Origin of the sequence: uncultured Brachyspira sp. (assembly GCF_944390845.1) — a bacterium.
Classification (GTDB): Bacteria; Spirochaetota; Brachyspiria; order Brachyspirales; family Brachyspiraceae; genus Brachyspira; species Brachyspira pulli.
Window position 1 is genome coordinate 12,552 of the sequence record NZ_CALXRM010000007.1, and the last position, 13,424, is coordinate 25,975.

10 protein-coding genes are annotated in these 13,424 nt (G+C 28.0%); 6 read left to right on the forward strand and 4 right to left on the reverse strand.

Features of this window, described 5'->3' with window-relative positions; translation table 11 throughout:
• The first annotated feature begins 12 nt into the window (after positions 1 to 12).
• The 5 genes from dapB to Q0K52_RS02455 all read left to right on the forward strand — a co-directional run bounded on the left by dapB (position 13) and on the right by Q0K52_RS02455 (position 4,590).
• The gene (gene dapB, locus Q0K52_RS02435) at positions 13 to 708 is read left to right on the forward strand and encodes a 4-hydroxy-tetrahydrodipicolinate reductase (RefSeq protein ID WP_297296095.1); all 696 of its coding nucleotides are present in this window, start codon (positions 13 to 15) and stop codon (positions 706 to 708) included.
• A gap of 38 nt (positions 709 to 746) precedes the next feature.
• A complete protein-coding gene (gene dapD / locus Q0K52_RS02440; protein ID WP_297296098.1) occupies positions 747 to 1,457 on the forward strand; it encodes a 2,3,4,5-tetrahydropyridine-2,6-dicarboxylate N-acetyltransferase in 711 nt (236 codons plus the stop codon).
• Positions 1,458 to 1,674: 217 nt separating this feature from the next.
• Positions 1,675 to 2,184, forward strand: coding sequence for a hypothetical protein (locus Q0K52_RS02445; RefSeq protein WP_297296099.1), 510 nt, complete (start codon positions 1,675 to 1,677; stop codon positions 2,182 to 2,184).
• A 195-nt stretch (positions 2,185 to 2,379) separates the two neighbouring features.
• Positions 2,380 to 3,018 (forward strand): hypothetical protein, encoded by a 639-nt coding sequence (locus Q0K52_RS02450; protein WP_297296101.1) that lies wholly within the window; start codon positions 2,380 to 2,382, stop codon positions 3,016 to 3,018.
• 438 nt (positions 3,019 to 3,456) lie between these two features.
• Positions 3,457 to 4,590: an aminotransferase class I/II-fold pyridoxal phosphate-dependent enzyme gene (locus tag Q0K52_RS02455; protein ID WP_297296103.1), complete on the forward strand. Its 1,134-nt coding sequence runs from the start codon at positions 3,457 to 3,459 to the stop codon at positions 4,588 to 4,590.
• 185 nt (positions 4,591 to 4,775) lie between these two features.
• Here the strand turns inward: Q0K52_RS02455 and Q0K52_RS02460 are convergent, their stop codons facing one another.
• The 4 genes from Q0K52_RS02460 to Q0K52_RS02475 all read right to left on the reverse strand — a co-directional run bounded on the left by Q0K52_RS02460 (position 4,776) and on the right by Q0K52_RS02475 (position 11,043).
• Entirely contained in the window at positions 4,776 to 5,738 is a 963-nt protein-coding gene (locus tag Q0K52_RS02460; RefSeq protein ID WP_297296105.1) for a restriction endonuclease subunit S, read from the reverse strand.
• Positions 5,725 to 7,578, reverse strand: a complete 1,854-nt coding sequence (locus Q0K52_RS02465) for an N-6 DNA methylase (protein WP_297296107.1) — start codon at positions 7,576 to 7,578, stop codon at positions 5,725 to 5,727. Before Q0K52_RS02465 ends, Q0K52_RS02460 begins: the two co-directional genes overlap by 14 nt.
• A gap of 154 nt (positions 7,579 to 7,732) precedes the next feature.
• Positions 7,733 to 9,997, reverse strand: a complete 2,265-nt coding sequence (locus Q0K52_RS02470; RefSeq protein WP_297296109.1) for a thiamine pyrophosphate-dependent enzyme — start codon at positions 9,995 to 9,997, stop codon at positions 7,733 to 7,735.
• A 14-nt stretch (positions 9,998 to 10,011) separates the two neighbouring features.
• Entirely contained in the window at positions 10,012 to 11,043 is a 1,032-nt protein-coding gene (locus tag Q0K52_RS02475) for a 2-oxoacid:acceptor oxidoreductase family protein (RefSeq protein WP_297296111.1), read from the reverse strand.
• Positions 11,044 to 11,417: 374 nt separating this feature from the next.
• Between Q0K52_RS02475 and Q0K52_RS02480 the strand changes: the two genes are divergently transcribed.
• Complete coding sequence (locus Q0K52_RS02480; protein ID WP_297296113.1) at positions 11,418 to 13,262, forward strand: methyl-accepting chemotaxis protein; 1,845 nt, start codon at positions 11,418 to 11,420, stop codon at positions 13,260 to 13,262.
• Positions 13,263 to 13,424 lie beyond the last annotated feature (162 nt).

Consider the following 13,424-nt stretch of genomic DNA (forward strand, 5'->3'; position numbering starts at 1 on the left):
TCGGAGTAAAAAATGAAAGTAATGATACATGGAACTGGAGTTATGAGCTCTATATTAAAAGAGGTTATAATGCAGGAAAAAGAATTAGAAATCACTGCTTTTGCTGATGACTTCACTAATGAAAAAGGAGATGTAATTATAGACTTCTCTCATTTCTCAAGACTTCCTGCTATGATTGAATATTCTATTAAAAATAATATACCGATGGTTATTTGTACTACTGGTTATGATGAAACTATGCTTGCTAAAATTGTTGAAGCTTCTATAAAAGTACCTATAGTATTATCTTCAAATACTTGTATAGGTATCAATTTAATGAATGAAGTTGTTTCTAAAATTGCACCTTTATTAAATGATTTTGATATTGAGATTGTAGAAACTCACCATAATAGAAAAGTGGATTCTCCAAGCGGTACTGCTAAAACTCTTTATAATGTTATTAATGATGCTCTAAATAATGAAATGACTGCTGTAAACGGAAGAAACGGTCTTCATGCAAGAGATAAAAAAGAAATAGGAATACACTCTATAAGAGGCGGTTCTGTAGTTGGAGAACATAGTGTTATTTTCTATGGAGATGATGAGATAATAGAAATTAAACATACTTCTACTTCAAGGAGAATTTTTGCAAAAGGTGCTATTAAAGCTGCTAAATTCCTTGTAGGAAAAAAACCTGGTCTTTACAGAATGAAAGAAGTATTATCATAAATAATTTATATAAAAACTATAATTGAGGAGAAACGGAAATGGACATGTTAGAAAAGTCAGAAGATATTATTGCTTATATTAAGAATTCTAAGAAGAAAACACCTATAAAAATATATATAAAAGGAAATTTACCTAATCTTCAAGCAAGTACTAATGCTAAAGTTTTTTCATCAGGTAATTTTCATTTTGTAGTTGGTGATTATGAAGATATACAAACTATATTAACTGAATATAAAAAATTCATAGATGATTACTATTTGGAAAATGACAGAAGAAATTCTGGAGTACCTACTTTAGATTATACTGCTGTTAATGCTAGAATAGAACCAGGTGCTATAATAAGAGATAAAGTAAAAATTGGAGACAATGCTGTTATTATGATGGGAGCTATTATCAATATTGGTGCTGAAATCGGTGAAGGCACTATGATAGATATGGGAGCCGTTTTAGGCGGACGTGCTATTGTAGGAAAGAATTGCCATGTTGGTGCTGGTGCTGTACTTGCTGGAGTTATTGAGCCTCCTTCTGCTAAACCTGTTATAATAGAAGATAATGTTGTTATAGGTGCCAATGCTGTTATCATTGAAGGTGTTCATGTTGGCAAGAATGCTGTTATAGGTGCCGGTGCTGTTGTTTTAGAAGATGTTGAGGAAAATCAAGTTGTTGCTGGTAACCCTGCTAAAGTTATAAAGACTAAAGATGAAAAAACTGCTGATAAAACTAAATTAGTAGATGATTTGAGAAAATAATAATTAAAAAACTTAATATTTAGATAAAATATTAATTGCAGTTTATAATATTTTTTATAAGCTGCAATTTTTTTATATTCATTTTTTTAAAATATTAATATAAATAATTTGTATTTTTTGTAAAAAGTTTATTTTATTAATAATTTATGAACTATAATTTGTTTATTAATTTTTTTTTTTTATAATTTTATCATATAAAAATACTAGGAGTTAAAATATGAAAAAATTTTTATCTATTTTTATGGTAACATTAATATTAATTAGTTTGCCATCATGCAGTAATGCAAAACCAACAGATCCAAAACAAAATTTTGAGAGTTACAGATTAAATGATAATGTGACTCTTCAAAAAGAAAATGATAGACTTTCCTTGAATAATTCTAAGGAAGAAAATATTTCTATAACATCAAGTAAGCTAGATAATAATTATATTGTTTCTGTATTTGCTAAAAAAGAAAATGTAAAAATTAATTTGTCGTATAATAATAATGATTTATTTCCAAATAAAGTATCAATTAGTGATGATGAAAAAATATTAGATGGATATATAAAAAATTATGATAAAGTAAATGGTACTTTTGATATAATTTGGGATAATAATGGATTAACTGTTAATAATTTTTTGGATTTGAAATTAAAAGAAACAATATCAGAAATATTATATTCTAATTTAGATGAAGAAACAAAATATGAGGCTAATATAATGTTAGTATCATATACTGTATAAGATGCTATAAATGAATATATATCTTCTAATAATTCTAGATTTATGTGGATTTTTGCTGTTATAACTTTTGGTGGTCTTATTATATGGGGATTAGGTCAAATTTTTGCTTAAAGTTATTATAATATAAATATATTTTACAAATATATTTATATATATGTTTATTACATATATGATTTAATTTAAGGATTTTACATAATGATTATATCAAAAACAATATTTTATATACCAGCATTGTTAATATTATTTTCTTTTAATCTTTTTGCTAATTTTAAATTTGGAATAAGCCCTAGATTAGGTGCGGATATCAATATAGCTGAAACTAAAGATTATAATAGTGTATTATTAGATCCAAGATTAGATATAAATTTTCAAATAGGATATGGATTTAAATTAAATAATGTTAATTTATTAAGTGGTATAGATCTTTTATTTGATTTTGGTATTAATGAGCATATGGTATCTGTAATCGATAAAAATACATCTTTGATTAACAGAGTATCAGCATTCGGAATATATACAGGAGTAGCTTTAAAATTTGATTTAACTAAAAATAATCAAAATCTTCTTGTAGGAATATCTTCAGGAGTGCAGTTTAATCCCTTAATAAATATGAATTATAAATCAGTTCCAATATCTCCTTATGTAAGATTATCATTTGAAAGGAAATTCTTTGAAACAGAAAAAACAGATTTCATTGCTGGTGTCCATTTATCTTATGAAAATATGATTTTTAATGCTAATGATATGAATAATCTATTTGCTTCTCATACTGTTAAACAATATCATTCTGTAGGTTTGATGTTTAGCTTCGGATTTTTCTTTGAGAATAGATAATAAACAAGTTAATGATAATTAAATAAAGAATATAAACTAATTAAGGTGCTTACTTAAATAAAGTTGGCACCTTTTTTATTGCATTATAATTATTATGGGATGGTAGGCTACCTGAGAAAATCAGGTGGTTGCCGGAAATCCTGCTAAAGTGGTAAAAACTAAAGATGAAAAAACTGCTGATAAAACTAAATTGGTAGATGATTTGAGAAAATAATTTTCATTAATTTAAAGCCTCTGTATTATAATTGATATAGAGGCTTTTTATAATCATTATAATTTCATTAAATATTTTTTATAAAAAATATTCTACTTTTCCATAATACAAATTGACAAATTAAATATTTTTGGTAAAATATATGCATTATTATATATAATATTATTGTATATAATATTGAATCTGAATATATTAATTAAAAAAAACATCTATGGAGAATCGTTATGGAACTCAATAAAAACATAGTTCAAGTGCCATACTCGCTTATAAGAGAATTAACTGAAAAAGCTCAAAAAAAAGAAAATGCTATAATGCTTACAATAGGAGAACCTGATTTACAGCCTCCAAAAGAACTTATTGACTATGCATGCCAATATGCTCAAACTCATGCATTACCATATACACAATCCGGCGGAAGCGATCATTTAAGAGATTTAGTAGCAAAGCATTATAATAAATATTATGGTTCAAATATTAATGCAAATAATGTTACTATGCATATAGGTTCTATGGAAGGTATTTCATCTGTATTTAGAACTATATTAAATATTGACGATGAAGTTATAATACCAACTCCATTTTTCTCACCCTATGAACAGGCTGTAAAACTTTCTTATGGAAAACCAGTATTTTTAGATACTAGACCTGATCATCTTGTACTTAAACCTGAGGCAATAGAAAAAGTAATTACAAATAAAACTAAAGCTATACTTTTCAGTAATCCGGGAAATCCATCTGGATATATGCTTAAAAAAGAAGAAATGGACGAGCTTGTAAAATATTTTGAGAAAAAAGATATATTCATTATAGCTGATGAAATATATTCAGCAATATCATTTTATCCATTTACTTCATTTGCTTCTTATCCGTCAATCAAAGATAAAGTTATAGTGCTTAATGGTTTTTCAAAATCTCATTCTATGACTGGCTGGAGAATAGGATATAGTATAGCACCAGAGGAAGTTAGAAAATATTTGGTTAATGCAAGCTTTAACAATGTAGGAAGTATGGTTTCTCTTTCTTGTGCCATTGCTGAATATGCTTTAGAAAATTATCCTGTAATAGAAAGTTTCAGAGATATTTATAAAGAGAGAGCTTTCTTTATGGCTAAAGAATTAAATGATTTAGGTTTTGAAGTTATAGAACCTAGAGGAGCATTCTATTTATTTGTAGGGTATTCTAAATTCTCAAATGAACCTTCACTTGATTTTTCTATGCGTTTATTAGATGAAACTGGAGTTGCTGTTGTACCTGGTATTGCTTTTGGAAGTGAAAATTATTTTAGAATTGCTTTAACTCAAGATATACCTTTATTAAAAGAAGCTGCTAAAAAAATAAGAGATTTCGTTGAAAAATAATCATTAATTTTTTTATTGTAATTTTTTCCTAATAATAAAGCGGAGCGGTGAAAACTGCTTCGCTTATATACAATTTTTATTACATACCCCTTTAAATTTTATACTTAATGTACACATTTTAACTTAATCAAATTTATTACTTTCTTAGAAATGTTAACACCTATAAAAGATTTTGATTATATTTCTTAAATAGAAGAACTATAAGGTAAAGATTTTATATAATTTTCCATATATTCCCAATCAGGTTCATATTTATCATTGATAAATTTTGCTGGTAGTTTAATAGTTGTTTTTTCCATTCTAGTAATTCCCCATTTCCTTCCATAATTAAATCTATATTTTTCTTTAGATATTACTGTTACCAAAAACAATGCTATATATTTATTTAGTTTCACATTTTTATCTTTTAATTTCATAATAGTAACATCAGAAGTTGCAGCATATTTTTTTTCTTGATAAAAAGTAGCGCCAACTGAACCATTATTTGCTATAGTTATAGTATTTTCTTCTTCTAATAAAAAATCTGGAATATCTAAATAATCATTAATACCATTATTATCTTCAGTAGAAGTTACAACAGGCATTTTTCCAATATTAAAATCTTTTATAGAAACTAACTTACCCCTTGTAGGCTTTCTAAATATATCACTATAAATAAAATTATTCCAAAAATTAGTATTTATAATAAAATTATTATCTTTTAATATTGGATTATTATTTGGAAATTCTAATTTATAATTATATATATAACTTGGTATATCTTTTGTATCTGGAACAATTAAATTTTTTAAAGTCCTATTTGCTTGTCTTCCATAATTATATTTATACTTATTAGCTCTTATACACATACAATAAAATAACATTTCTATATCACTCAATCTTAATTTTGGTTCTAAAATAAAAATGTGATAACCAGTATAATAAGGCTCTTTTTGTAAAAATGCTTCTAACACAGAACCAGATACTGCTACACTTATTGTATTAGGCTTATTCAATTTTATATTATTTAATAATTTTACTCTAGCAGTTACTCCATTATTCTTAGCTCCTCTAGATATAAAAGGAATCCCATTAGTTGAGAGTTCACAATCTTGTAAAGATAGACTATTACCATATTTAATATAAAATAATTCTTCAATTCTTTTCATCTATACTTCCATTCATAATAGAAAAACTCAAATATTTTTTTATTGTATTTTCAAAATCTTTTTCTGTTAATGTACTATAATCTGTTTCCATATAAGCCTCAGCACACCATTCATCACTATCTTCAACATGATGTTGTATTGATATACCTACTTTTTCCTGTTTATTTTTTAATAAATGAATAAAATAATCTTTTATATTCTTCCATTTATTTTTTAAATCAACTCTACCTTTATGTTTTCTTTTTTCAAAACCATCATCTTTCAAATAGCCAAACCAAGTATTGTGATTTTTAGAATGTTTTATATGAGCAGTAAATATCATTATACAAGTAACTACACCAACAGGATAAAATAAATCATCAGGCATAGATATTACAGCCTCAAGAGTATGTTTTGATAATATTTTACTCTTCATTTGTCTTACTTTATTATCATTTTTTATCGCACAACTCATTTGAACAATAGCAGCACATTTTCCATTAGGTTCTAATAATTCTAATGATTTTTCCACAAATTCTAATTGTTTAGCTGGAGATTCTTTTGCTTTATATGGTGGATTTAATAAAGCTTTTGTTATTTTTTTGCCATGCAAATATTTATCTTTACTAGCTTTAAAACAATCTAACTGTATAATATGACTTTTACCATCTCCATGTAGAATCATGTTTGCACATCCTAAAGCATGAATATTAGATTTTTCTTCAATACCTATTATTTGATTTTTTTTTATATAGTCTATTTTTTCAGAATCATTTTTACAGTCTTTTATCATTTTAGTCATTGCTGCTATTAGAAATCCAGCAGTACCACAACAAATATCTATTACTACATCATTTTTATTAATATCAATCAAATCACACATAAATTCTGTTATATGAGGAGGAGTTAATACAATACCCAATTTAGCTTCATTATTAGCATATCTTAAAAATTCTGTATACATTTCTCCTATAGCATCTATGTATTTTTGATTTTTTGAATCTTCCAATGGTTTAGCTACATTTTCTTCTATCTGTTCTATAATTCTTTTAATATACATATCATTATAATCTTTATCATTTTGTTCTATTAAGCTATGATGTGTTTTTATAAAGCTATATTCTAATGTTAAAGTTTCTTTTTTTATTGAAGCTATATTTTCATTATTTAAAATATCAGTTATAGAATTAACTAATGCATTTGCAAGACTATCAGGTTTATCATAAAATTTATAAGAATTTCTAAATGCAGTATCTCTATTCAAAGCTAATAATATACCACTAAGTAAAAACGCTCTTTTATCTTCAGGTATACTATGATTATGTAAATCATCATTAAGTTTTTTAGCAAAATCTCTTAATTGTTCCAAATCAAACTCTTTTTTATTTTTTAATTTTATGACTTCAAGACAATCTTCTAATATATATAATTTATCATTCTCTAAATCTAAATTAAGTTCTTCATTTCCTTGTTTATAATAAAAATAGGATACTTTAATATTATCTTTAGCTTGACCACTCACTGCTATTGCTAAAACATCAAATTCTTTATTTAAATATGAAGCATATAATTTCACACCATCTACCGCATATTCAGAATATTTATCTCCATAAACACTTTTATGTTTCTTAATATCTGCTTTGCATTCTATCACTATTACTAAATTATTAAATGGAAATTTAAACCCATGTATTATAAATTCAGGTTTACCAATACCAAAACCAGATTTTGATGCATTTTTTAATAGCTTTTGAATTTTTGGATTATTTGTTTTTTGTTCTTCAAATATAATAGAATTGAACAATTTATCTTTTTTAAAATGCTCTCTAACAATATCTTCAGTAATCCTCTCATTAGACATAATATTACACCTATAAATTTATATGATCAAATTTTATATTATATTTGCATTTAATTCAATAAAAAAATAAATAAAAAAATAACGGCCGCCTACCCTATTAAAGAGCAAGCAGCCGTTTTTTATTTATATTCTATAATTCTAAGCTATTAACTTATTATAGAACTGGACTTTCATGCATAGCTTTTAAGCGAGCCCATCTTCTGTCAACTTCAGCTTGGAATCTGTTAAGAATGTCTTCATGTTTAAGAAGGTGTTTAGTTTTACCCATTAATTTTAACCATTCAGTAACAGGCTGTTTTTTGTCATCAGCTACCATATTAGTGATAGTAGTGATACCTTGTTCAACCTCATATAATGGGAAGAAACAACAATCAACAGCAGCTTTGATAATATCTTTACCCATGTCATCTGGAGTTTTCCAGTTTAATGGACAAGTGATAAGAAGTTTAACAAAAGCAGTACCAACATTTTTAGCATACCATTGAGCTTTAGCAGCTTTTTTAACTAAATCTAAAGGATAAGCTTCACAACCAGTAGCGATGTAAGGAACATGACAACCGTTGAAGATTTGAGCAACATCTTTGTGGTTGAATTGTTTACCAACTTCAGCTTTACCAACGTTAGAAGTAGAAGTTCTGTGTCCTAATGGAGTAGAGAATGATAATTGGTTACCAGTGTTCATGTATCCTTCATTATCATATTCTAATATAATCATTTTGTGATTTCTGATAGCAGCACCAATAGAAGGTCCCATACCTATATCATGACCACCGTCACCAGTAACCATTATGAAAGTAGGATCTTCTGGTCCTTCGATTTCACCTCTGCGTTTTCTTTCATGATACATTTCTACGATACCAGAAAGAGTAGCAGCACCATTTTGGAACAAGTTGTGAACATAAGTAGTTCTGTAAGAGCTGTAAGGATAACCAGTAGTAACAACCATAGAACAACCAGTATGTACTAAAAGAACAACTTCACCTTCAATACCTTTCATGAAAGTATTGATACCAGAGAAGATACCACAACCGTTACAAGCACCATGTCCTTGAGCATAACGATAAGCTTTACCAGTTAATTCTCTAAGAGGTGGAACTTTAACATCAAGTTTATGAGTTTGTTCATTCATAGTAACTGTGATGCCAGATTTTTGGCTTTCTAAAGTCAAAGGTTCATGTATAGGTTTCATTTGAACATTAGGATCACCCATATATTGTTCTAAGTAAGCATGTTTAACAACAGAACCAGGGTTAGCTAATTCTTTTAAACCTAAATCAAATAATTCTTTAGCTTTGTCAAGAGTAAATTCAGTACCGCCAAGACCATAAACTCTGCTTACAACAGCAGATTTGTTGTTAGGATCATTTTTAAGAGCAGCTCTGATTTCAGTAGACATGTTACCGCCCATACCAGAGTATGAATCTTGTCTGTCGCCTACTACAACTACTTTAACATTAGCTAATAATTTTTGTAATTCTTTTTCAGGGAAAGGACGAATTTGAGTAATAGCAAATGCACCTATTTTAAGGCTAGGATTAGCTTTTCTCATTTCATCAACAGCTAAAGTACCAGTTTCATAAGAAGAACCGCAAAGCATTAAAGCAACTTCAGCATCTTCCATTTTGTAAGTTTCTATTGGATGATACTGTCTTCCAGAAAGAGAAGCAAATTCTTCAAATACATCAGTAACGATAGCACGAGCATCTTCTAAAGCTTGAGAAAGTTGTAATTTACTACCAGTTAATTCGTCTTCGTTCATGTAAGGTCCAATTGTAACAGGATTTTTTCCTGGTTCAACTGAAGTAACTTCTGGAGTATATTTACCTAAGAAGTTTTGAACATCTTCATCTTTTTTGAAAAGATATATTTTTTTCTTTTGGTGAGAAGTAAAGAATCCGTCAGAAGAAACTATGATAGGAAGTTTAGCTCTCTCAGCAATTTTTAATGCAAGAATATTGAAGTCGTAAACCATCTGAGTAGTATGAGCCATAATGATGATCCAACCAGTGTTAAGAGCCATCATTATATCAGATTGGTCACATTTAATATCTAATGGACCAGAAACAGTTCTGTTTACAACGTTTAATACCATAGGGAATCTAGTACCAGCTTGAACAGGTAATTGTTCCATAGCAAAAAGAAGACCGTTAGCAGAAGTAGCATTGAATACTCTACCGCCAGCAGTAGTAGCACCATAACAGATACCAGCAGCACCATGTTCACCGTCACCAGGGATCATGCAAACAGTGTGTCTTCCGTTAGCTTTCATTTCATCTAAGTACTCAGCAATTTGAGTAGATGGAGTAATTGGGTAATAACCCATTACGTGATAATTGATTTGAGCGGCTGCAATGGCTGCTAATTCATTACCACTTTCAAGTATGTTTTCTTGTTCTGCAAGATTATATTTGTTAGCCATTTATTCGCTCCTTATTATTTTTTATAACGATGATATGTAAGTTCATCAACATTACAATCAGCTTCTACTTCTACTCTTAAAGCTTGCTGATCTTTTTCAAATTTACCTGAATAAGGTCCTTTTGGACAAGCTCTAACGCATTTTAAGCAGCCTTTACAATATTGATAATCAATACCCATCATATTCATAGCTGTTTTGCTATTGTCTTTTCTGTCTGGTCCTTTTTCCCAAACAATACAAAGGTCTGGACAAACAACTTCACAGTTAGCACAGTCTATACAGTTTTTAGGATTGAATACTGGTATTTTACCTGTACGAGTAACTTGTAAATCTTTTAAAGTAGAGTTACCAGCAGCATTGATATAACCGCCTGTTAATTGGTTGTTTTTACCATATACTGGTTCTGGTTTTTTATAAGGTATGTAAGGATATTTACCATCAGCAGGGAAATCTTTTACAACAGATTCACTTCCGCCTTTTCTGAAAGCTTCAATATTTGGCTCAACTAATTCAGCTTTTCTTCCGCCGAATTGTTTTCTTATTTGCTCTTCAAATTTAGCAGAGTCTATGAAATCAAGCTGATTAACCATAGCACCCATAATGATAGTGTTAGCTGCTTGTGAAGGAAGTTTTAAATCATTAGCGATTTTGATAGCATCAACACAAACTACTCTACCACCATGTAATTTAGCAAAGTCTCTTGCTTCATCTGGAGTTTTATTAGTGTTAAAAATAACAATAGCATCTTCTTTAACACCAGCTAATGTCATAGGGTTTTTAAGAAGATTCATGTGGAACACTGCCACAACATGTGGTTCTTCTACTGTAGAATTCACTCTTACTTCTTCTTCAGAGAATCTTACGAAAGATTTTACAGGTGAACCTTTTTTTTCTGAACCATAACTAGAGAATGCAGCACCATAATAACCTTGTGATAATACACCTACTTCTGCAAGCATTTTACCAGCACTATTAGCACCCATTCCACCGATACTTTCGAGACGAATCTCGAAGAATCCTAAATCATTGACTTTTGGGAGTTTCACGATTTTTTCTCCTTTATATAATTAAAATGAGATTTTGGGAATAAACATTAAAAGCATACTATTATAGTAAAAAAATAATATACTGTCAATGTTTATATATTGTACTACAAAAAAGATAAAAGTCAAATTAATTATAATTATTTTATCAATATATAAATTAAAATTTATTTATTAGTAATTTATACTATTATTATAATACAATTAATAATAACAATTTACGTTTTTTTTACATATTTTTACATAAAAACTAACGATAATAATACTACCAAAAATAATTGATTATTATTTGACAATAAATATATAAATGATTATACTATACCGTAGTATGAATGTTATGAAAATATTTCAATTCTTAATATTTAAGGGATTTTTTTATGAAAAAGAAATTTTCAAGCCTAGCCATACAAATTCCAATAGTAGTTAATATATTTATAACTTTTCTTTTAATTATTTCTATATTTACACTTGTAAGAATGTCAAAAAAAGCAATAGACAAAGCATCTTATGATGGTTTCGCAACTACAATTAAAGGATATTCCACTTTTTTTGATTCTTTAGTAGAAAATCAATTAATACTATCTGACACATATTCATCATTTTCTACTATTATCTCGTATATGCAAAATAGAAACCCTGAAGATGAACCAAACCTTATAAGTTCAATGAGATTTGTTTCTGACAAAAACCCATATATTACAAGTATTTCACTTGTAGAAATAGACGGAACTATAATAAATAATTCACATGGAAATAATACTGATGTAGGTAAGAAAATATCTCAATTATATCCTGATTTATGGCAAAAATATGATGCTGTAAAAAAACCTACTCTTTCTGATTCTATATATAAATCATCTAATGGAAAATGGATTACTGCTATAGTTTCTCCTATACATTCAAAAACAGATAATTCATATATGGGTGCTTTAATTATGATACTTGATTGGCAGAAAGTCATAGATGAAGTATCATCAACTGCCGGAGAAGTACTTACTCATTGGATAAGATTATGGGTATTTAATAAAGATACTTTACTTGTAATGCATAATGTACCTAGCGAAGTTGGTAAGAATGCTCCTGTTGAAATAAAAACAATAGTTAATGATACTGAAGGAAAATTGGAATTCCAAAATGATGGTATGACAAAGGTATGTTTATATACAAGCCTTAAAAATCAGCCTTGGAAAGTTGCTTTTTCTATGCCTTTAAGTTTCATCGAATTGCAAAGCACTAAAATACTAATTGCGGGAATTGTAATAGGTATTGTTGGAATAATATTAAGTTTTATTATAGGTTTCTTATACATAAAGAATTTAATAGCTCCTTTAAAAATACTTGTTGAAGAAGCTGAGGAAATGTCTAATGGACAATTCATATTAAGAAAATTTAAATTCAAGAAAAATGAAATAGGAAATATAGCATATTCATTTAAGTATATGAGAGATGCTATGGTAGAAATTATAAATGCTGTTAATGAAACTTCTGAAAAAATAAATAATGCTGCTTTATCTCTCACTAATGGAAGTGATGACTTATCAGCAAGAACAGATGCTCAAGCTTCAAGCCTTGAAGAAACTGCTTCTGCTATAGAAGAAATGGCTTCTACAATTAAATCATCAGCAGATCATTCTGTTGAAGGAAATGACATGATGTTGGCTTCAAAAAAGGCCGTAGAAAATGGTGCTAATGTAATAGCTGAAACAACAAAGAATATAGAAGAAGTTTATGAAGCTAGCGAAAAAATAAAAAGTATTACTAAAACTATAGAAGATATTGCTTTTCAAACTAATATACTTGCTTTAAATGCTTCTGTAGAGGCAGCTCGTGCCGGAGATCAGGGAAGAGGTTTTGCTGTAGTAGCTTCTGAGGTAAGAAATCTAGCTCAAAACTCTCAAGCTTCTGCTAAAGATATAACTTTATTAATAGAAAATATATATGAAAAAATTAATAAATCTGCTGAAACTGCAAGAGAATCTCAAAGCATATTTAATGATATACAATCAAAAATAGAAGGTACTGCAAAAATAATGCAGGAAATAAGCACTACTGCAGTAGAACAGCAAACTGGTGTAGATCAAGTAAATATTGCTGTATCCAAAATAGATGGTATAACTCAGCAAAATGCTATATTAGTTGATGAAACTACAACATCAGCTAAAGAATTATTGGAGCAGGCACAAAAACTTAAAGAAACAATGACTTTCTTTAAGATAAGCTAATAATATAAAATTGACATTAAATATATTTATAATATAATACACGCTATGAAATTTTTAATAATGTCAGCATTCACATTCTGCTGAATATAAATTTAAGGGTATTAATTTCTATAAATTAATGTCCTTTTTTATTTATTAAATTTCTAAAAAAACAATTAATAG

Excerpts from the sequence above, each read along its gene's own strand:
- Q0K52_RS02480 (WP_297296113.1), top strand. The coding sequence starts at position 11,418 with ATGAAAAAGAAATTTTCAAGCCTAGCCATACAAATTCCAATAGTAGTT.
- Q0K52_RS02460 (WP_297296105.1), bottom strand. The coding sequence starts at position 5,738 with ATGAAAAGAATTGAAGAATTATTTTATATTAAATATGGTAATAGTCTA.
- Q0K52_RS02455 (WP_297296103.1), top strand. The coding sequence starts at position 3,457 with ATGGAACTCAATAAAAACATAGTTCAAGTGCCATACTCGCTTATAAGA.
- Q0K52_RS02450 (WP_297296101.1), top strand. The coding sequence starts at position 2,380 with ATGATTATATCAAAAACAATATTTTATATACCAGCATTGTTAATATTA.
- Q0K52_RS02445 (WP_297296099.1), top strand. The coding sequence starts at position 1,675 with ATGAAAAAATTTTTATCTATTTTTATGGTAACATTAATATTAATTAGT.
- Q0K52_RS02465 (WP_297296107.1), bottom strand. The coding sequence starts at position 7,578 with ATGTCTAATGAGAGGATTACTGAAGATATTGTTAGAGAGCATTTTAAA.
- dapB (WP_297296095.1), top strand. The coding sequence starts at position 13 with ATGAAAGTAATGATACATGGAACTGGAGTTATGAGCTCTATATTAAAA.
- Q0K52_RS02470 (WP_297296109.1), bottom strand. The coding sequence starts at position 9,997 with ATGGCTAACAAATATAATCTTGCAGAACAAGAAAACATACTTGAAAGT.
- dapD (WP_297296098.1), top strand. The coding sequence starts at position 747 with ATGGACATGTTAGAAAAGTCAGAAGATATTATTGCTTATATTAAGAAT.